The sequence below is a fragment of the Klebsiella sp. Q11 genome, from assembly GCF_964241505.1.
In the GTDB taxonomy this organism is placed as follows: domain Bacteria; phylum Pseudomonadota; class Gammaproteobacteria; order Enterobacterales; family Enterobacteriaceae; genus Klebsiella; species Klebsiella michiganensis.
This window is the reverse complement of sequence record NZ_CAXSXW010000009.1, coordinates 43389-62293: the sequence shown is the minus strand read 5'-3', so window position 1 is coordinate 62293 and position 18905 is coordinate 43389. Positions and strand designations below refer to the sequence as shown.

Annotated in this window: 19 protein-coding genes; 10 read left to right on the top strand and 9 right to left on the bottom strand. The window is 56.8% G+C overall.

The window, feature by feature from the left end; all coding sequences use genetic code 11:
- Positions 1–46: 46 nt before the first annotated feature.
- On the bottom strand, positions 47–1234 hold the full coding sequence (gene metC, locus ACESQ2_RS16220) for a cystathionine beta-lyase (protein WP_373170890.1): 1188 nt from the start codon (positions 1232–1234) through the stop codon (positions 47–49).
- 251 nt (positions 1235–1485) lie between these two features.
- Between metC and exbB the strand changes: the two genes are divergently transcribed.
- The 4 genes from exbB (at position 1486) to yghX (ending at position 4296) form a co-directional block, all read left to right on the top strand.
- Entirely contained in the window at positions 1486–2217 is a 732-nt protein-coding gene (gene exbB, locus ACESQ2_RS16215; protein ID WP_032692873.1) for a tol-pal system-associated acyl-CoA thioesterase, read from the top strand.
- Between the two features lie 6 nt (positions 2218–2223).
- The gene (gene exbD / locus ACESQ2_RS16210) at positions 2224–2649 is read left to right on the top strand and encodes a TonB system transport protein ExbD (RefSeq protein WP_014226862.1); all 426 of its coding nucleotides are present in this window, start codon (positions 2224–2226) and stop codon (positions 2647–2649) included.
- A 143-nt stretch (positions 2650–2792) separates the two neighbouring features.
- Complete coding sequence (locus ACESQ2_RS16205) at positions 2793–3287, top strand: TIGR00645 family protein (RefSeq protein ID WP_004105804.1); 495 nt, start codon at positions 2793–2795, stop codon at positions 3285–3287.
- A 121-nt stretch (positions 3288–3408) separates the two neighbouring features.
- Positions 3409–4296 (top strand): YghX family hydrolase, encoded by an 888-nt coding sequence (gene yghX, locus ACESQ2_RS16200; protein WP_046877672.1) that lies wholly within the window; start codon positions 3409–3411, stop codon positions 4294–4296.
- Positions 4297–4331: 35 nt separating this feature from the next.
- Here yghX and yghU read toward each other — a convergent pair whose 3' ends face one another.
- Together yghU and ACESQ2_RS16190 are read right to left on the bottom strand one after the other, a co-directional pair.
- Positions 4332–5198 (bottom strand): glutathione-dependent disulfide-bond oxidoreductase, encoded by an 867-nt coding sequence (gene yghU, locus ACESQ2_RS16195; protein WP_014226859.1) that lies wholly within the window; start codon positions 5196–5198, stop codon positions 4332–4334.
- Positions 5199–5270: 72 nt separating this feature from the next.
- Entirely contained in the window at positions 5271–5831 is a 561-nt protein-coding gene (locus ACESQ2_RS16190; RefSeq protein WP_014839560.1) for a thioredoxin domain-containing protein, read from the bottom strand.
- Between ACESQ2_RS16190 and ACESQ2_RS16185 the strand changes: the two genes are divergently transcribed.
- The 3 genes from ACESQ2_RS16185 to ACESQ2_RS16175 all read left to right on the top strand — a co-directional run bounded on the left by ACESQ2_RS16185 (position 5819) and on the right by ACESQ2_RS16175 (position 9332).
- Positions 5819–5962 carry a hypothetical protein gene (locus tag ACESQ2_RS16185; RefSeq protein WP_305955792.1) on the top strand — a complete coding sequence of 48 codons (144 nt, stop codon included), beginning with the start codon at positions 5819–5821 and terminating at the stop codon, positions 5960–5962. The genes ACESQ2_RS16190 and ACESQ2_RS16185 overlap by 13 nt on opposite strands.
- 76 nt (positions 5963–6038) lie before the next feature.
- On the top strand, positions 6039–7910 hold the full coding sequence (gene gss, locus ACESQ2_RS16180) for a bifunctional glutathionylspermidine amidase/synthase (RefSeq protein ID WP_009654105.1): 1872 nt from the start codon (positions 6039–6041) through the stop codon (positions 7908–7910).
- 240 nt (positions 7911–8150) lie between these two features.
- Positions 8151–9332: a PLP-dependent aminotransferase family protein gene (locus tag ACESQ2_RS16175; RefSeq protein WP_014226856.1), complete on the top strand. Its 1182-nt coding sequence runs from the start codon at positions 8151–8153 to the stop codon at positions 9330–9332.
- Between the two features lie 334 nt (positions 9333–9666).
- Here the strand turns inward: ACESQ2_RS16175 and ACESQ2_RS16170 are convergent, their stop codons facing one another.
- The 4 genes from ACESQ2_RS16170 to ACESQ2_RS16155 all read right to left on the bottom strand — a co-directional run bounded on the left by ACESQ2_RS16170 (position 9667) and on the right by ACESQ2_RS16155 (position 13355).
- Positions 9667–9855, bottom strand: a complete 189-nt coding sequence (locus ACESQ2_RS16170; RefSeq protein WP_014226855.1) for a hypothetical protein — start codon at positions 9853–9855, stop codon at positions 9667–9669.
- 270 nt (positions 9856–10125) lie between these two features.
- Entirely contained in the window at positions 10126–12045 is a 1920-nt protein-coding gene (locus ACESQ2_RS16165) for a tyrosine-protein phosphatase (protein WP_109240674.1), read from the bottom strand.
- Positions 12046–12307: 262 nt separating this feature from the next.
- Positions 12308–12646 (bottom strand): hypothetical protein, encoded by a 339-nt coding sequence (locus ACESQ2_RS16160; protein ID WP_046877675.1) that lies wholly within the window; start codon positions 12644–12646, stop codon positions 12308–12310.
- Between the two features lie 106 nt (positions 12647–12752).
- Positions 12753–13355, bottom strand: a complete 603-nt coding sequence (locus tag ACESQ2_RS16155; protein WP_025105932.1) for a short chain dehydrogenase — start codon at positions 13353–13355, stop codon at positions 12753–12755.
- Between the two features lie 98 nt (positions 13356–13453).
- On the opposite strand from ACESQ2_RS16155, the gene ACESQ2_RS16150 reads away from it, so the two are divergent.
- Positions 13454–14353, top strand: coding sequence for a LysR substrate-binding domain-containing protein (locus ACESQ2_RS16150; protein ID WP_373170882.1), 900 nt, complete (start codon positions 13454–13456; stop codon positions 14351–14353).
- A 79-nt stretch (positions 14354–14432) separates the two neighbouring features.
- On the opposite strand, the gene ACESQ2_RS16145 is transcribed toward ACESQ2_RS16150, so the two are convergent.
- Complete coding sequence (locus tag ACESQ2_RS16145) at positions 14433–15578, bottom strand: PLP-dependent aspartate aminotransferase family protein (RefSeq protein ID WP_004854188.1); 1146 nt, start codon at positions 15576–15578, stop codon at positions 14433–14435.
- A 10-nt stretch (positions 15579–15588) separates the two neighbouring features.
- Entirely contained in the window at positions 15589–16959 is a 1371-nt protein-coding gene (locus tag ACESQ2_RS16140) for a cystathionine beta-synthase (protein ID WP_224292955.1), read from the bottom strand.
- A gap of 33 nt (positions 16960–16992) precedes the next feature.
- Here ACESQ2_RS16140 and ACESQ2_RS16135 point away from each other — a divergent pair, with 33 nt between their 5' ends.
- Complete coding sequence (locus ACESQ2_RS16135) at positions 16993–17235, top strand: hypothetical protein (RefSeq protein ID WP_014226848.1); 243 nt, start codon at positions 16993–16995, stop codon at positions 17233–17235.
- 269 nt (positions 17236–17504) lie between these two features.
- Positions 17505–18893, top strand: a complete 1389-nt coding sequence (locus ACESQ2_RS16130) for a DASS family sodium-coupled anion symporter (protein WP_373170879.1) — start codon at positions 17505–17507, stop codon at positions 18891–18893.
- Positions 18894–18905: the final 12 nt, after the last annotated feature.

Below are 18905 nucleotides of genomic sequence, written 5' to 3'. Positions count from 1 at the left end.
CCGTTTTTCTAAAAAACGTCCGCTATTGTTGCCACTGACCGTCACTTTACACGATACGCGCGAAGCCCGCCGCTAAATCATCCAGCAGATCGGTAACATTTTCTAACCCGACATGAAGGCGGATCAGCGTGCCGCTGAAATCAACTTCAGCATCAGGACGGATTGCGGCAATGTGTTCCGGCTGGTTGGCTAAAATCAGCGATTCAAAGCCGCCCCAGGAGTAGGCCATGCTGAACAAGCTGAAGTGGTCCAGATAAGCGGAGAGTTCGGCGTCGGTCAGGCGTTTATTGAGCACGAAAGAGAACAGACCGCTGCTGCCGGTGAAGTCGCGCTTCCAGTGCTCATGGCCTTTGCTGCCGGGCAGGGCGGGATGATTCACGCGCGCCACCTGCGGATGCTGCGCCAGCCATTCGGCAATCTGCAGGCTGCTTTCATGGTGCTGACGCAGGCGTACCGCTAAGGTGCGCAGACCGCGGCTGGTCATATAGGCGGTATCGGCATCCACCATTTGCCCCATCAGATAGGCGTTTTCGCGCAGTTGCGCCCAGCAGCGCTCATTGGACACGGCGGTACCCACCATCGCGTCGGAATGGCCGATCAGATATTTGGTGCCGGCCTGAATGGAGATATCGATACCAAACTCCAGCGCTTTAAACAGCACGCCCGCCGCCCAGGTGTTGTCGATCATAATGATGGCTTCGGGAGCGACGCGACGTACCGCCGCGACGATCGCCGGAACATCATGGACTTCCATGGTGATGGAGCCGGGGGATTCGAGGAACACCACGCGGGTGTTCGGCTGCACCAGACGGGCGATATCGCCGCCGATGAGCGGGTCGAACCAGCCGGTGGTGACGCCGAGTTTGGCGAGAATTTTCGTACAGAAATCCTGGGTAGGCTCATAGGCGGTGTTGGTCACCAGAATATGGTCGCCCTGCTCGACGAACGCCAGAATGGTATTCGCGACCGCCGCCGCGCCGCAGGGGAAGAGGGCGCAGCCGGCGCCGCCTTCCAGCTCGCACATCGCTTCCTGCAGGGAGAAATGGGTCAGCGTCCCGCGACGCCCGTAGAACAGCTCGCCTTTGGCGCGGTTGCGCGTCGCGTGCTTTTTCGCTTCGACGGTGTCGAAAACCAGCGATGAGGCGCGCTGAATGACGCTGTTTACCGAGCCCAGGGTGTATTTTTTGCTGCGCCCGGCGTGAACCAGCGCAGTATCAAGATGTTTATCAGCCATGTTCAGATAACCTGTTTTTATACGTCTGGACGTCTAAACTAACATGAATGCCCGTTGATGTACCGGGTCGCGGCGGATACAGGTAAAAATTTTATCAACGGCGGGGTCAGCAACTTTTTTACTGCGTAAGCGCAAGGAAAATAAACGTGATTTGCTGCACAGTGTAAATACTAATGAGAACCACTATCAATTCGATGTCGTTTTGATATTATTGTGCGCAGATTTTGTGATTTACGTCCTGGAGATACAGTGTGGGTAATAATTTGATGCAGGCGGATCTCTCCGTTTGGGGTATGTATCATCATGCCGATATTGTCGTTAAGGTAGTGATGATCGGCCTGATTCTGGCGTCGGTCGTTACATGGGCTATCTTTTTCGGCAAAGGCGCAGAAATCCTGGCCAGCAAGCGCCGCCTCAAGCGCGAACAGCAGCTGGTTGCTGAAGCACGCTCTCTCGACCAGGCCAGCGATATCGCTAACGGTTTCGATGCGAAAAGCCTGACCTCGCGCTTGATCAACGAGGCGCAGAACGAGCTGGAGCTTTCCGCAGGTTCTGAAGATAACGAAGGCATTAAAGAACGTACCGGTTTCCGACTGGAGCGTCGCGTGGCGGCGGTAGGTCGTTACATGGGACGCGGCAACGGTTATCTGGCGACCATCGGCGCGATTTCCCCGTTCGTCGGCCTGTTTGGTACCGTCTGGGGCATCATGAACAGCTTTATCGGGATTGCCCAGACCCAGACCACTAACCTGGCGGTGGTTGCTCCGGGTATCGCGGAAGCGCTGCTGGCCACGGCAATTGGCCTGTTCGCTGCGATTCCGGCGGTGGTCATCTACAACATTTTTGCCCGCATGATCGCCAGCTATAAAGCGTCCCTTGGCGATGTCGCCGCCCAGGTTCTGCTGCTGCAAAGCCGCGACCTGGACCTGAGCGCCAGCGGCGTTAAGCCGGTACGTACCGCCCAGAAACTACGCGTAGGTTAATGCTTTATGGCGATGCATTTTAACGAAAACCTCGATGATAACGGCGAAATGCACGACATCAACGTGACGCCGTTTATCGACGTCATGCTGGTGCTGTTAATCATCTTTATGGTGGCGGCGCCGCTGGCTACCGTTGACGTGAAGGTGAATCTGCCTGCTTCCTCCAGCCAGCCGCAGCCGCGTCCGGAAAAGCCGATCTATCTGTCGGTGAAGGCGGATAAAACCATGTTCCTCGGCAATGACCCCATTACCGACGAGAGCATGATCGCCTCGCTGGATGCGCTGACCGAAGGCAAGAAAGACACCACCGTCTTCTTCCGCGCGGATAAAACCGTGGACTACGAGACGATGATGAAGGTCATGGATACCCTGCATCAGGCGGGCTATCTGAAGATTGGCCTGGTGGGCGAAGAAACCGTCAAAGCGAAGTAATCTCTCTCCACGCATCTTCTCAGGCTGGCCTTGCGCCAGCCTTTTTTTATCTCCTCGAATCGCTCTCTTGTTGGACGCCTGTTGCTATAACGTTGCCCTGTTGCGGTATAATGGCGGCCGTTTATGTTAACTGACAGGATCTTATGGAACGCTTTCTGGAAAATGCTATGTACGCCTCGCGCTGGCTGCTGGCGCCGGTTTATTTTGGCCTTTCGCTCGGTTTGATTGCGCTGACGATCAAATTTTTTCAGGAGATCTTCCACATACTGCCGCATATTTTCAGCGTCAGTGAGTCGGATATGATTCTGACCCTGCTGTCGCTGGTGGATATGACCCTGGTGGGCGGTCTGCTGGTGATGGTGATGTTCTCCGGCTATGAAAATTTTGTTTCCCAGCTGGATATCAACGAGGGCAAGGAGAAGCTCAGCTGGCTGGGCAAAATGGACGCCACTTCGCTGAAAAATAAGGTTGCCGCCTCCATCGTGGCGATCTCTTCCATTCATCTGCTGCGGGTGTTTATGGATGCGAAAAACGTCCCGGACAATAAGCTGATGTGGTACGTCATCATCCACCTGACCTTTGTGCTGTCGGCCTTTGTGATGGGCTACCTCGATCGTCTGACCAAAGTGAAACACTGATCCCTCCTCCCCCGGCGGTGTTGGCCGCTGGGCTTTTTACTCCCCGTTTCTGCTTTTCTCCGCTGGCGTATGTCCGAGCTTCTGCTTTGCTTAAAGGGCGCTTAATAACGGAGGCAGGGTGATGACGCGACTAACGGCCAAAGATTTTCCGCAGCAGCTGCTCGAATACTATGACTACTACGCCCACGGCAAAATCAGCAAACGCGAGTTTCTCCAGCTGGCGGGGAAGTATACCGTCGGCGGGATGACCGCGCTGGCGCTGTTTAACCTGCTGAAGCCCGACTATGCTCTGGCGGAGCAGGTGGCGTTTACCGACCCGGATATCCGTCCGGAGTATATTCATTACCCTTCTCCTGACGGCCACGGCGAAGTGCGGGCTTATCAGGTGACGCCGGCGAAAATAGCCGACAAAGCGCCCGCCGTGGTGGTGGTTCATGAGAATCGCGGCCTGAATCCCTATATTGAAGACGTTGCCCGGCGGGTGGCTAAAGCGGGCTATATCGCGCTGGCGCCGGATGGCCTGAGCTCCGTCGGCGGCTATCCCGGTAATGATGATGAAGGCCGCGCGCTACAGCAGAAAGTCGATCCCGTGAAGCTGATGAATGATTTCTTTGCGGCGGTCGCGTTTATGGTGAAGCATCCGCAGGCGACGGGGAAGGTCGGTATCACCGGGTTCTGCTACGGCGGCGGCGTCAGCAACGCGGCGGCGGTGGCGATCCCTGAGCTGGCCTGCGCGGTGCCGTTTTACGGCCGCCAGCCGCCGCTGCATGAGGTTGATAAAATTAAAGCGCCGCTGCTGCTGCATTATGCCGGACTCGATAACGGCATTAATGAAGGCTGGCCCGCCTATGAAAAAGCGCTGAAGGCACACAATAAAGTCTACGAGGCCTATCTCTATCAGGGCGTGAATCACGGCTTTCATAATGATTCTACGCCGCGCTATGACCGGGCCGCGGCTGACCTGGCCTGGCAACGCACGCTGGCGTGGTTTGAGAAGTATTTGCGCTAAAAACCGGAGGCGGAAGCCTCCGGCGGGCATGGGCGCTACGCCTGGCGTTTATCTTCGGTTTGCGTGTCGAAGTCGCTGGCGTCATGGCGCTCGTGAAGCTGCTCGTTGAGCGGGCCTGAGGTGCGGTTAACCATCCGCCCGCGCTGAACGGCGGGGCGCTTACCCACATCCTGCGCCCAGCGCAGCACGTTTTTATAGCTACCGGCATCCAGGAACTCGGCGGCGTTGTAAACGTTCCCCAGCACCACGTTACCGTACCACGGCCAGATGGCCATGTCGGCGATGGTGTACTCCTCTCCTGCCACAAAACGGCCGCGGGCAAGCTGCTTGTCCAGCACGTCAAGCTGGCGCTTGGCTTCCATCGTAAAGCGGTCGATCGCGTATTCGATTTTCACCGGCGCATAGCTGAAGAAGTGGCCAAAGCCGCCGCCGAGGAACGGAGCCGAGCCCTGCAGCCAGAACAGCCAGTTGAGGGTTTCGGCGCGGCCTGCCGGATCTTTGGGCAGGAAGAAGCCGAACTTTTCCGCCAGATAGAGCAGGATGCTGCCGGATTCAAAAACGCGGGTCGGCGGGGTGGTGGAGTGGTCGCGGAGCGCGGGGATTTTTGAGTTCGGATTAACCTCGACAAAGCCGCTGGAGAACTGATCGCCTTCGCCGATGCGAATCAGCCAGGCGTCGTACTCCGCGCCGCTGACGCCTAACGCCAGCAGCTCTTCCAGCATAATGGTCACTTTCTGGCCGTTGGGCGTTCCCAGCGAATAGAGCTGAAGCGGATGCGCGCCCACCGGCAGCTCCCGATCGTGCGTTGCGCCGGAGACGGGACGGTTGATATTGGCGAATGCGCCGCCGTTGTTTTGCTTCCATTCCCACACTTTAGGTGGCTGGTAGTTATTCTCTGACATGCTGATCTGCCTTTTTAGTGAGGTGTTGATGTCGTGTCGCTGGCGCTACCGCGCCGGCGCGGGAGAGTCGTACTAAGCCAGAATCCGCGCGGCCCATACGCTGACGTCGTCGCCGCTGCCGAGATCCGCCTGCACCAGGCCGTTAACCATAAAGGTCGGCGACACGTGGATGCCGTTCTGGCGCGCGTACTTGCTATGCCATTTGATCTCGTTTTGCAGCTCCGGGCGGGCAAACGCCGCGGCCAGCGAGACGTGGCTATAGCGTTCGATACGCTCGATAATCTGCTGCGGCGTGGCGTTCATGTTCGGCCCGCTGCAGTGGTCGGTAAACTCAAACTCTTCACGGTGGTCGGCGACGGCTTTAAGCACCTTATGCGCCTGCTCGCGGCCGTGCGGCAGGGTGGAGGCTGCGAGAATGCAGCGGACGATGACGCCGGAAAACAGATGCCACGGTTGAGACTGCAGACGAATTTTGATCGTCACGTTATCCGCGCCAACTTCATCCAGCAGGTCATCAAGCTTATTAAATGCCCGCACGGAGAAAGGACAGGTGGGTTCGAGGAACACCTCAAAGGTGCGGGGGCCATGCCCCCAGACCAGCGGTTGGGCGGTCAGATGCGATGGTGTGCTCATTGTCGACTCCTGATTGTTTTTTTATCTCAAATAACGATATCACTTTTGCCCGGGGGCGCAGGCTTATTTTCCTTAAGGGCACGATTAGCGAATCGAATGAGTGGTATCATCATTCCACCTCTGTCTGGTAAGTGCCTGCGGCAGGATAAGAAGAGGGAGTTTTGTTTCGCCAACTGCCCGGGCTGCATTAATTTGAGGTCAGGCTAAATGAGCAAAGGTTCCACAAGCAGTGACGCCCCGTTTGGTACACTATTAGGCTACGCACCGGGCGGCGTGGCGATTTATTCTTCTAATTACAGCAGCTTAAATCCGCAAGATTATCCGGATGACGCCACGTTCCGCAGCTATATCGGTAATGAGTATATGGGGCACAAATGGCAGTGCGTGGAGTTCGCGCGCCGCTTTCTGTTCCTCACCTACGGTTTTGTTTTCACCGATGTCGGCATGGCCTACGAAATCTTCTCCCTGCGTTTTCTCCGCGAGGTGGTCAACGACAATATTCTGCCGCTGCAGGCGTTCGCCAACGGCTCCCGCCGCCCGCCTCTCGCCGGCTCACTGCTGATCTGGCAGAAAGGCGGCGAGTTTAAGCACACGGGCCACGTGGCGGTGATTACGCAACTGATAGGGAATAAGGTCAGGATCGCCGAACAGAACGTCATTCACTCGCCGCTGCCGCAGGGCCAGCAGTGGACCCGCGAGCTGACGCTGGAAGTGAAAAACGGCCTCTACACGATTAAAGACACCTTTGCCGATACCGAAATCCTCGGCTGGATGATCCAAACCGCCGATACCGAGCACAGCCTGCCGCAGCCGGTGCTGCCGGGTGAGGCGATGGCCATCAAAGGCGCGCGTCTGCCAAATAAAGGCCAATACCGCGGCAACTGGCTCAACGAGAAAGATTCGCTGCAAAAAGCCTACGTGGAAGCCAACGGCCACGTCATCAATAAAGACCCTTACCAGTATTTCACCATCACCGAAAGCGCCGAGCAGGAGCTTATCAAAGCCACCAATGAGCTGCATCTGATGTACCTGCACGCCACCGACAAGGTGATGAAGGATGACAGCCTGCTGGCGCTGTTCGATATTCCGAAAATTCTCTGGCCGCGTCTGCGCCTCTCGTGGCAGCGCCGTCGCCATCATATGATTACCGGCCGCATGGATTTCTGTATGGATGAGCGCGGGCTCAAGGTGTATGAGTACAACGCCGATTCCGCGTCCTGCCATACCGAAGGCGGGCTGATCCTCGAGCAGTGGCTGAAGCAGGGCTACTACGGCACCGGTCACAACCCGGCGGAAAATCTGCTGGATGAGCTGGCCGGAGCGTGGAAGCACAGCCGGGCGCGTCCTTTCGTGCACATCATGCAGGATAAGGATCTGGAGGAGAACTACCACGCGCAGTTTATCCAGCGCTCGCTGACCCAGGCCGGCTTCGAGAGCAAAATTCTGTTTGGCCTGGATGAGCTGCGCTGGGATGCCGCCGGGCAGCTGATTGATGCCGACGGGCGTCTGGTCAACTGCGTCTGGAAAACCTGGGCATGGGAGACCGCCATTGAGCAGGTGCGGGAAGTCAGCGCTGATGAGTACGCGGCGGTGCCGATACGTACCGGACACCCGAATAATGAAGTGCGCCTGATAGACGTTCTGCTGCGCCCGGAAGTATTAGTCTTCGAGCCGCTGTGGACGGTCATCCCGGGCAACAAGGCGATTTTGCCGGTGCTGTGGTCGCTGTTCCCCAATCATCGCTATCTTCTGGATACGGATTTTGTGGTCAACGAGCAGCTGGCGGAAAGCGGATATGCGGTTAAGCCTATCTCGGGCCGCTGCGGCAACAACATCGACCTGATTGGCCCGCAGGACGAAGTGCTGGATAAAACCAGCGGCCAGTTTTTCGACCGCAAAAATATCTACCAGCAGCTGTGGTGCCTGCCAAAAGTGGATGGCAAATACATCCAGGTTTGCACCTTCACCGTCGGCGGTAACTACGGCGGGACCTGCCTGCGCGGAGATGATTCTCTGGTGGTTAAAAAAGAGAGCGATATTGAGCCGTTAATCGTGCTAAAAGACACAGATAGCCGTTAAGTTTGGCCCCGGATTGCGGTTCTCGTCACCTGCGGCATTTGTAGCCCGGGCAAGGCGCATCGCGCCGCCCCCGGGGGAAGGCCGCAGGATGCTGAAGAATATCCCGGAGGCGATGCTGCGCATCTGTCCGGGCTACCGAACATACGAACCCGTAGCCCCAGTGAGCATAGTGCGACCGGGGGAATTATCGGTAAAAAACAGATAAAACATCACAACAACAAGACAGAAAAGGAAAATAGTATGCACGATCGGCGACTCGCCGCCCGCGCGGGTGAACTTAAGCCCTCCGCCGTCCGCGAACTCCTCAAGCACAGTAAGCTGCCCGGCGTTATCTCTCTGGGCGGCGGTATTCCGGCCCCGGAGCTTTTTGATACCGAAGGCCTGAACCTGGCGGTGCAGCAGGTGATGAACGGGCGCTTTAACGATGCGTTCCAGTACGGTTTGACCGAAGGTTATCCGCCGCTGCGTCAGGCCGTTAGCGAACTGTGTCAGGCGCGCGGTGTGGCCTGTTCGGCAAGCCATGTCTATATCACTTCCGGCTCGCAGCAGTCGCTGGATATCGTCGCCCGCACCCTGCTCGATCCGGGTGATGCGATTGTCGTTGAGCGTCCGACCTATCTGGCGGCGCTGCAGGTCTTCCAGCTGGCGCAGGCCAATATTCTCAGCGTGGATACCGACGATGACGGCATGCTGGTGGAACAGCTGGCCGATCTGCTGGAAACCACGCGTGTGAAAGCCGTTTACCTGGTGCCGACGTTTGGCAACCCCGGCGGGAAAACCCTGAGCGAAGCGCGCCGCCGCCGCCTGGTTGAGCTGGCGAAAAAGCACGACTTCGTCATTATCGAAGACGATCCGTACGGTGAAATCAGCTTCACTGATGAAGTACGCCGCCCGCTGTATCAGTATGCGGTTGAGCTGGGCTGTGAAGATCAGGTGGTTTATACCTCCACCTTCTCCAAGATCCTCGCGCCGGGGATGCGTATTGGCTGGATCGTGATGCCGGACTGGCTGGCGCAGCAGACGGTGATCGTTAAACAGGCGGCGGATCTGCACACTAATATGCTCTCGCAGGTCATCACTGCGGAATACCTGAGCATGAACCGTCTGGAAAGCCAGATTGCCCTGATCCGCGAAGATTACCGCAAGAAGTGCGTGGCGCTGGCCGACGCGCTGGAATCGCAGCTTGGCGAGCATCTGGCGTTCAGCCGTCCTAAAGGCGGTATGTTCCTGTGGGCTCGCTTCCGTTATCCGTTCGATACCATGGAATGGATGAAGAAAACGCTGGAAAATGGCGTGGTCTACGTACCAGGAGAAGCGTTCTATAACGATAACCCGGATACCCGCACGCTGCGCCTGTCCTACTCGACGGTGTCGACAGAGGGTCTGATGACCGCCGTCGAGCGCCTGGCGAAGTCGCTGTAATCGCCCTGCTCCGCGCCGTCGGCGGCGCGGGGCTCCCTTCTCGTTTTCTTCTTTAAGCCCCTGTTTTTATGCGAATGCATGACCTGCCCGGCGGGCGAAAATCGTCAGTGCGTAATGCGAAAACGGGATTGGCGGGTTTTTTGAATCGCCCGCAGCCGATGGCTACGGGCGAGAGAAACACAGAGGCGGGCGGTTTTGCGGCTTATCGCCGGCCCGGGTCGTTAATCCTGGTCGGTAATGCGATCGTCAAGCCAGATCAGCATCAACGTGGAAAGAAAAGCAACAGCGACGGTACCAATAGCTAACAGCATAAGAAGAGCCTCAGGGGTTTTTATTATTTTTCTGCTTTGACCGATGAGCGATTATTTCTGTCTGTGATGGTGACTTTTGTTCCTGACTGGGATGTTGCGAGGGTGAAAAAATCGTCAGCATCAATATCGAAATTGAGAACGATTTCTTTGTACTTCCCACAATTCATTAACTCTTTTGCTTCTTTCATACTACTGGCTGTAATAGTAGGCATCAGTTTCATCTCGTTTAAAAACTGAGAAGCAAAATAAGAGCTTGTCGATACCAGATCAACTACTTTTTATGGTAAGGACAATCATGCATCAGATTGATGATTGCCGCTGCCAGTAGCGGATTGAAACATAATTTCTGTTTTACCTTTCCTGCCAGCGTTTCGTTTTGCCCATGGCGGCGAAAAATGCGCCGATCCTCGGCGGTGTATGTTTAACCGCTTTGCAATTTCGTGGCTAAGAGCAAGCCGCCCGCGGCGGCCTGCTGGGGATGTTTAAAAGGCGTAGCCCACGCTAAGGCTGCCGCTGTAGCCGTGGCTGTCGCCGCCGCTGGCGACGTCAGCCTGGCCGCCAAGGTTCAGGCTCAGCGCACCGCGCGTGATACTCAAGCTGGCGCCGGCGTTGACCATGTCACGGCTATCGAAGGCCGCGTTCTGTACGACCTCATAGTGATAAACCTGTCCCTGAGTGCGTACCGAAGGGCCGCTGAAACTGTGTTCATAGCCGATATTTATCGCCGGCGTGAAGCGCCAGCCGCCGCCGTTTTGCGAATGAAATGCGATACTCACATTGGCAATACCGCTGGCGTTATTTTCACTGACGCGGTCGACGTTGAGCGCCAGCTCGCTGCCGCTTTCGCGGAAAGCGTCCATCCGCAGGTGGGTCAGGCGGGTCCCGACGGCGTACTCAACGCTGGCAAAATCGAGCGGACTAACGTAGCCGAGGCGCAGCGTGCCGCCAACCAGCTGGCCATGGGTATCGCCGGTGGCCGTACCCAGCCCGCCATTCAGCCGGCGCGTACTGCTATAATCGATCCAGCCTGCGTTAAGATCGGCGGCGGCAAAGAGGCCATGATTTAAATCCTCAAAAGCATAGCGACCGCCGAACCCCAGCAGAGTGGTGTTGGCATCCGCATCGGCGCTGGCGCTGCCCAGCGAGCCCCAGCTATATCCCAGAGTGCCGTAGCCGCTAAGCTGCGCGTTAAACCGCCAGGTATAGCCCAGCAGCGAGCCGGCGGTATGCTCATTACTGCTGGCGGCGCGGGCGGAACCATCGGTGCCAAGATAGCCGCTAAGCCCGGTCAGCCACAGTTTTCCTTCCCCATCCCGCAGCTGACGGCTATCAATATTCGGCGTTAACGCCCTGTCTAATCGCGATCCGCTGCGCAGCAGGTAGCTGGCGGCGTCCGCGTAAATCTGCCCGCCGACCTGAGTCTCCACGCCGCCGAGGGTTCCGGCATCAATGGCCGATTGCAGATAATAGTTATAGTCGGTGTAGCGGCCCGATAGCTCGCTGTTTTGCAGGGCGTTAAGCAGCGCAGCGCCCTGCGCCGCATTCCCCCGCAGTTCGCTTTGTCCCGGCAGCTGGCCGTACTGCACCATTTTGCCGCGCAGGACGTAGAGCGTCTCCTGCGACAGCCCCAGGCCCTGCTTCAGATAGTTATCCACCGATCCGTACTCGCGGCTGATTTCATCCAGCCCGGCCTGAAGATAGCTGGCATCGACGCCCAGCAGCGGCTCGTAAATCGCCGCCATGGCGGGGGGCATCATCGCCAGGGTCGCTTCGACGCGCTGGCGGGTATAGTCGTTGGTGGCGAGGTAGTTTTCCATAATGGTCCCCTCATCGACGCCGGCAATGCTCAGCAGCATCGCGGCGGTCCAGCCGGTGCGGTCCTTGCCCGCGGTACAATGGAACAGCGCTGCGCCGTCGGCGCTGGCCAGATCGTTAAATAGCGTGGTGAACCGGGCGCGCATCCCGGCATCGCTGACGAAGGAGACGTTGGTCTGCTGCATCATCGCTTTGGCTTCAGCGGCGCTACTGAACGTTATTGAGGTGATGTTGCTGCCCGAAGCGGTGTTGCCGATGATATCAATATGGGTATACCTCGCCCCGTCGGGCATCACGTCCGGGCTGCTGGCGATTTCGCTGGCCGTGCGCAAATCATAAACATCGCTGATACCGAGCGTGCTCAGCGTTGCCTGGTCCGCGGAGGATAATGCCAGAGCATTAGAACGATAAAAAACGCCGGTGCGCAGGGTGCCGTCGTGGCTGGTGGTATAAACAGACGTCGTGCCAGCGATATCGCGGAAATTATCCATCGTAGCGAGTACGGGCGTATTTATCGGCGCAGCGTAGAGCACGCCGGAAACGGCGGCGGCGACCAGAGAGAGCGAAACGGGAATATAGCGAATCAAAATAAGCCTCGATAATTATTGGTTATAATTTACTGTTTATTAAGGCTTGGAAATATAAGAGGAGATTGTGACGGAATTATTTCCAGAACGATTTTTTTAAATAAATAGGGTGGTAATAACGTCAGGATATCGATTAAATATAACTTTTGTGCGCGCTAAATACTGTTATTCATTCGCCATGTTTATGTTTAACATTCCGCTCGTCGCAGCAGAATGTTATTTTCTATTATTGTCAGCGAGTCATTTTGCGCAGTAATACGCCTTAATCCGGGCGCTGCTTTTCGCTCATCAGCTGGCGACAGCGCTGCTGGTCCTGGCTGATACTTTTCTGCTCTTCCGGCGTCAACTGCTGCCAGGTGTCCAGCATCCGTTGGCCCAGAGCGGGCACGTAGTGGGTCTTATGCAGCGCATAATCCGAATTACCGCCTTCAATCATATTTTCCATATCGCGGAGAAACGCACGGCTGTCCTGATGGTCAATAACGCAGAAGACGGAGCGGTAGTACGCGACGTCCTCTTCGGCGTAGCGGGGCATGAACCACCAGATAATTAGAGCGATAAGCGCCAAAAGCGGGGCAATAAAAGCGAGTTTCTTCAACATGAGTCATTCAAAAAGGCAAATTGAAGGATAAGTGTAGCCGTTGATGAAACAGGATGTAAGCGCCGTCGCGGGCCGGCAGCGTAATTCCGGCCCGCAGCGGCGCCGGTCAGTAGCCGACCTTATAGATCCGTCCGCTCTGAACGCCTTCTACGCTACGGCGGTAGGCCTGAGCCACGCTGGCGGCGGGGACGCTGGTAAAACCGGGGAAGAAACCGTCGTAGGCTGCCGCCGATTCCGTTAATACGGTGGGGCTAATCAGGTTAATACGTATTCCGCGCGGCAGTTCGCAGGCGGCGGCGCGAACGAATCCTTCCAGCCCGGCGTTGACGGTGGTTGCATTGACGCCCTGAGCGATGGGCTCATGGGCGACGATCCCGCTAATCAGCGTAATAGATCCGCCGTCGTTCAGATAATGCTGGCCGGTCAGCGCCAGGCGAATCTGCCCCAGGAGTTTATCCTGTAGGCCCTGGTTGAAATCGCCGTCGGTCATGGTCGCCAGCGGGCCAAAGAAGAGATTGCCGGTGGCGGAAACAATCGCGTCTACCCGACCGGTTTTCGCAAACAGGTTCTGCACGCTCTGCTGTGAGGTGATATCGACCTGATAGTCGCCCTGAGTGCGGCCGACGCGAATGACTTCATGACGCTGGTTTAATTCTTGCGCAACCGCGCGGCCAACGGTACCGCTGGCGCCAATAATGATGATTTTCATAGCAGGTTCCTCTCTCGGGTGAGAGGCTATTCTTTAATAAAACAAATATCGGATAAACTGGCTAAAAGTTAAATGATTGCTAACCAGGGGTTTGTAATATGGATAAGCTGCGGGCGATGGAGACCTTTATTGCGGTCGTGGAGTGCGGCAGCTTTACCGACGCCGCAGCGCGGCTCGAGATGTCGGCGGTGATGGTCGGGAAATATATCGCGCTGATCGAGCGGCAGCTTAATACCCGTCTTCTTGAGCGCAATACCCGCCGCCAGAGCCTGACCGACGCCGGGCGGGTCTATTTTGACGAGGCGAAACGCGTCCTGGAGCAGGTCTCCATCGCCGAAAGTTCAGTGGAGAGACTACGGGTCGCGCCCGCGGGCACGCTGCGGATAAGCGCGCCGACGTCGTTTGGCGCCTGCGTGATTGCCCCGCTGACCGCCACGTTTCTGCAGGCCTGGCCCGACGTGCGCGTGGAGCTGGATCTGACCAACCGGATGGTCGATCTGGTGGATGAGGGCATCGATCTGGCGATCCGCATCGGCGAGATCCGCAATAACGATCTGGTGGCAAAATATCTCGCGCCCTACCGGATGACGATCTGCGCCGCGCCCGGGTATTTAGCCCGCCACGGTACGCCGACAACGCCTGCGGACCTGGCCGATCATCTCTGTTTGTCGCATACGGTGTGGACCGCGCGCAATGAGTGGAAGCTGCCGGGCGCGGAGGAGGGCGTACGCTGGAAGCGCGACGCTGTTCTGCGCTGTAATGATGGCTATGCGCTGCGAACGGCGGCGATCGCCGGCGCCGGGCTGCTGCTGCAGCCGGAAGTGCTGCTGGCGGATGCGCTCGAGTGCGGCAAACTGGTGCGCGTGCTCGAGGCGTATACCCCGCAGCCGAGGCCGATTCACCTGCTCTGGCGGCAGGATCTGCGGCCGCTGCCGAAGCTGACGCGCTTTGTTGAGCATCTTCTGCAGGGGCAGGGCCAGAACGGGCAGACTGCTTAATTCTCTGCCGGGCGGCGGGCCTGATGTGATAGGGGATCTTGTCGCCCGGCAAGGCGTTAGCCGCCGCCGGGCAATCTGCTTAGTCGCGCAGCGCGTGGCGCCAGTCGGCGATCAGATCCTGCGGATCTTCAATGCCTACCGACAGCCGAATCAGCTGCGGAGTAATGCCGTTGGCTAAACGCTGCTCCAGCGGGATCGACGCGTGAGTCATGCTAAACGGCTGGCTCACGAGGCTTTCCACGCCGCCGAGGCTCTCCGCGAGGGTAAACAGCTTCAGCTTACGAATAATCCGCTCGGCGTAGCCATCGTCGCCTTTGACCACCACGGAGATCATTCCGCCGGGAAGCGCCATCTGCCTGCGCGCCAGCTGATGATGCGGATGCGAGGCCAGCCACGGGAACCAGACCCTTTCGACCTGCGGCTGCTGCTCCAGCCACTCGGCAAGCAGCAGCGCATTGCTGCTGTGGCGCTCCATACGCAGCGCCAGGGTACGAATACCGCGCAGCGTCAGGAAACTGCTGAACGGGTCGAGGACGCCGCCGACCGCGTTTTGCAGGTAGCCCAGCTTTTCCGCCAGCGCGGCGTTGTCGCCGACCACCGCCAGCCCGGCGACCACATCGGAGTGGCCGTTAAGGTATTTGGTCGCCGAATGCACCACGATATCAAAGCCCAGCTCCAGCGGACGATGGATAGCCGGCGAGGCGAAGGTGTTGTCGGTGACGCTGATAATATTATGCCGCCGCGCAATGGCGGCGATGGCGCTGAGGTCGGCCAGCTTAAGCAGCGGGTTGGTCGGCGTTTCAACCCAGATCATGCGCGTGTCGGGTCGGATGGCCGCTTCGATGGCCGCCAGATCGTCGGGCTTCACCCAGCTCACCCGCAGGCCGGCGCTGCGGCGGCGAACGTTTTCAATCAGCCGGTATGTGCCGCCGTAGACGTCGTCGACGGCGACCAGGTGGCTGTCTTTATCCAGCAGCTCCAGCACGGTTGAGATGGCCGCAAGGCCGGAAGCAAAGGCGTAGCCGCGCGTGCCGCTTTCCAGGTCGGCAATCGCCGTCTCCAGCGCGTGACGGGTCGGGTTGCCGCTGCGCGAATATTCGTACCCGGTATGCTGGCCCGGCGCGGGCTGAGCAAAGGTGGAGGTGGCATAAATAGGCGGCATCACCGCGCCGTGTTCATCGGTAAATGTGCCGCTATGTACGCTCAGGGTATGCAAATTTGTCATTGAGAAGTCCTTACTGTTCGAGTCGGTTACGCCAGGTGGTCAGCACATCGCTGCGGGTAATGAGGCCAAGAAAACGATCGTTGTCGGCGATAACGGCCACCAGGCCGCGATCGAAAATGGCCTTCAGCGCGCTTTCCGGCGCGTGCTTATCCAGGGTCTCCACGTTACGGGTCATCGCTTCCCTGACCGGCAGAGAAAAGCGCTGACTGTCGCCCTGGACGTGGCTAATCAGATCCCATTCGTCGACGATGCCGACGACGCGGCCGTTTTCCAGCACCGGCAGCTGCGAGATGTCGTAGAGGCGCATACGCGCGAGGATGGCCGCCAGGGTATCGTCCGGCGCGGCGGTGACGGTTGCTCCTTCGTCGTGGCGCAGAGCGATAAAATCGCTGAGATCGCCGCGCGATGGACGGCTTAAAAAGCCCTGCTGGCGCATCCAGTCATCGTTAAACATCTTTGATAGATATTTATTGCCGCTGTCGCAGGCGAAGGTCACCACGCGTTTAGGGGATGTCTGCGCCCGGCAGTAGCGCAGGGCGGCGGTGAGCAGCGTTCCGGTAGAGGAGCCTGCCAGAATGCCTTCAACCTGCAGCAGTTGGCGGGCGGTGGCGAAAGCTTCGCTATCGGTGACGCGGTATGCGCTGCGGACGCCTTCAAGATGGGCCAGCGGCGGAATAAAGTCTTCGCCGATCCCTTCCACCAGCCAGGAGCCGGTTTCGCCGTAGCGCCCGGTTTCGACCTGGTCCGCCAGAATGGAGCCCGCCGGATCGGCGAGGATAAATTCCGTTTCAGGAGAGTGCTCAGCAAACCAGGCCTGAAGCCCGCCGAGCGTTCCGCCGGAGCCGACGCCGACGACGATTGCGTCAATATCGCCATCCAGCTGCTGGAAGATCTCCGGGGCAGTGGTGGTGGCATGCGCCAGCGGGTTAGCCTCGTTATTAAACTGGTCGATATAAAAGGCACCTGGCGTTTCGTCGGCAAGGCGCCGGGCGTAGTCCTGATAGTAGGCGGGATGGCCTTTGTTAACGTCCGATCGGGTAAGCTGCACCTGCGCTCCCAGCGCGCGCAGATGGAAAATCTTCTCGCGGCTCATTTTGTCCGGCACCACCAGAATCAGGCGATAATTTTTCTGCGCGGCGATCAGCGCCAGACCGAGGCCGGTATTGCCGGCGGTGGCTTCGATAATCGTGCCGCCGGGTTTTAATTTCCCTTTGCGCTCTGCCTGCGTAATCATGGATAGCGCGACGCGGTCTTTTATCGAGCCGCCGGGATTTTGATTTTCCAGTTTTAGAAACAGGCTGCAGGGGCCGGTATCCAGCTTATGAAGCTGCAGCAGGGGAGTATGACCAATCAGGTCGCTAACGGAATGAAAAACTGACATAACATTTTGCCCATTCGTATCGAGATGATTTGAATGGTAGGGCTGCAAAATTGGCATTTTAAAGAACTTTTGTCTGCCGCTAAGAGCAAAAAGGAATATAAGATGCTTTTTAGCCGTCCGGAGGGAAAGGTTGTTAGCCGCCTGGGCGTGTTGATTTCCAGAATAGCGCGCTTTTGCCCGGTTTTTCACCGAATTATCCGTTTTTACGCGCTGCTTTATCTCTATTTCAGAAATGGATTGCCGAAAATAATCGATGGTTCTTTGGGGCTATTTTAGGTGTTGGTGAAACTATCAACGCCGCGTATACCGGCGCGGCAGCCAAAGACAGAAATTCAGATGAAGGAAATTAAAGCTAATAAAGTCGGCCTGCTCGCTTCAATAAATCGTCTATATCAGGAACCTCTTTCCGGAAATATCCTGACCTGGGTGTCATTCAGCCGGGAAATTGTCTGGTACGATCCAGTTAACAGAACTGGAACATAATTTATACCTGAAAGACATATACATGTAATGATTCAGTCGTAACCAGTTACAAGGAAGCTACTATGAATAAAAACGACATGAGTCCTTTACCCACCAATACCCACGAGTGGTTTTTTAATCGTAACAGCATCATCATTTTGCTCGATATTATTCTGTTTATCGTTCTCTACAACACGCTACCCTATGAGCCGAAGGTGGTCATGGGGCTGAGTATGCTCGCTTTTATCGCCGTATTATGGTTAACGGAAGCGTTGCACGTGACCGTTACGGCAATCATGGTTCCCGTCATGGCCGTGCTGCTGGGGGTATTTAATACCCAGGCGGCGCTAAACAGTTTCGCCAACTCAACGATATTCCTTTTCCTCGGCGGTTTTGCTCTGGCGGCGGCGATGCATGTACAGGGGCTGGATAAAGTCATTGCCGATAAGGTATTAGCGATGGCGAGGGGCAAAATGCGCCTCGCGGTCTTTATGCTATTTGGCGTGACGGCGCTGCTGTCAATGTGGATCAGTAATACGGCGACGGCCGCAATGATGATGCCGCTGGTATTGGGGATCCTGAGTAAAGTCGATGGCAAAAACCGCCTTTCGACCTATGTGTTTGTGCTCCTCGGTATTGCCTATAGCGCCAGCATTGGCGGAATGGCGACCATCGTCGGCAGTCCACCGAATGCGATTGCTGCCGCCGAGGTGGGGCTCTCCTTCTTTGACTGGATGAAGTTCGGTTTCCCGGCAATGATCGTCTTACTGCCAGTCGCTATTGCGATTCTTTACCTCGTGTTCAGGCCGGAACTTAAGGGGACCTTCGAAACGAATAGTGAACAGGTCGATTGGGATAAAGGCAAAATAGTCACCCTGGCTATTTTTGGCCTTACCGTATTCTTCTGGATTTTCAGCGGACCCATTAACGATCTGCTGGGCGGTTTTAAATCCTTCGATACCATCGTGGCTTTAGGCGCCATTATATTAGTCAATTTCGCCCGGGTGGTTCACTGGAAGGATATAGAGAAAACGGCTGACTGGGGCGTGCTGTTATTATTCGGCGGCGGTATCTGCTTAAGTAATGTGTTGAAAGAGACGGGCACCAGCCTGTTCCTGGCAAACCAGATTAGCGGGATGGTGGCTCATATGGGGATATTTATTATTATCCTGGTGATTGCAACATTCGTGGTGTTTCTGACCGAGTTTGCCAGTAATACGGCCAGCGCCGCTTTGCTCATTCCCGTATTTGCCTCAGTGGCCGAAGCGTTCGGCATGTCGCCTGTAATTCTGTCGGTATTGATTGCCATTGCGGCTTCATGCGCTTTTATGCTGCCCGTGGCGACGCCGCCAAACGCTATCGTTTTCGCCACCGGCCATATCAAGCAGCAGGAGATGATGCGCGCCGGCCTGTTTTTGAATGTCGCTTGTATCGTCGTTTTGACCGGATTTAGTATGTTGTTTTGGGTATAACTTCTGATAAGC

Coding starts and splice junctions, on each gene's coding strand:
- metC (WP_373170890.1), bottom strand. CDS start 1,234: ATGGCTGATAAACATCTTGATACTGCGCTGGTTCACGCCGGGCGCAGC.
- exbD (WP_014226862.1), top strand. CDS start 2,224: ATGGCGATGCATTTTAACGAAAACCTCGATGATAACGGCGAAATGCAC.
- ACESQ2_RS16205 (WP_004105804.1), top strand. CDS start 2,793: ATGGAACGCTTTCTGGAAAATGCTATGTACGCCTCGCGCTGGCTGCTG.
- yghX (WP_046877672.1), top strand. CDS start 3,409: ATGACGCGACTAACGGCCAAAGATTTTCCGCAGCAGCTGCTCGAATAC.
- yghU (WP_014226859.1), bottom strand. CDS start 5,198: ATGTCAGAGAATAACTACCAGCCACCTAAAGTGTGGGAATGGAAGCAA.
- ACESQ2_RS16185 (WP_305955792.1), top strand. CDS start 5,819: ATGGTGTGCTCATTGTCGACTCCTGATTGTTTTTTTATCTCAAATAAC.
- ACESQ2_RS16190 (WP_014839560.1), bottom strand. CDS start 5,831: ATGAGCACACCATCGCATCTGACCGCCCAACCGCTGGTCTGGGGGCAT.
- gss (WP_009654105.1), top strand. CDS start 6,039: ATGAGCAAAGGTTCCACAAGCAGTGACGCCCCGTTTGGTACACTATTA.
- ACESQ2_RS16175 (WP_014226856.1), top strand. CDS start 8,151: ATGCACGATCGGCGACTCGCCGCCCGCGCGGGTGAACTTAAGCCCTCC.
- ACESQ2_RS16170 (WP_014226855.1), bottom strand. CDS start 9,855: ATGCCTACTATTACAGCCAGTAGTATGAAAGAAGCAAAAGAGTTAATG.
- ACESQ2_RS16160 (WP_046877675.1), bottom strand. CDS start 12,646: ATGTTGAAGAAACTCGCTTTTATTGCCCCGCTTTTGGCGCTTATCGCT.
- ACESQ2_RS16155 (WP_025105932.1), bottom strand. CDS start 13,355: ATGAAAATCATCATTATTGGCGCCAGCGGTACCGTTGGCCGCGCGGTT.
- ACESQ2_RS16150 (WP_373170882.1), top strand. CDS start 13,454: ATGGATAAGCTGCGGGCGATGGAGACCTTTATTGCGGTCGTGGAGTGC.
- ACESQ2_RS16145 (WP_004854188.1), bottom strand. CDS start 15,578: ATGACAAATTTGCATACCCTGAGCGTACATAGCGGCACATTTACCGAT.
- ACESQ2_RS16140 (WP_224292955.1), bottom strand. CDS start 16,959: ATGTCAGTTTTTCATTCCGTTAGCGACCTGATTGGTCATACTCCCCTG.
- ACESQ2_RS16135 (WP_014226848.1), top strand. CDS start 16,993: ATGGTAGGGCTGCAAAATTGGCATTTTAAAGAACTTTTGTCTGCCGCT.
- ACESQ2_RS16130 (WP_373170879.1), top strand. CDS start 17,505: ATGAATAAAAACGACATGAGTCCTTTACCCACCAATACCCACGAGTGG.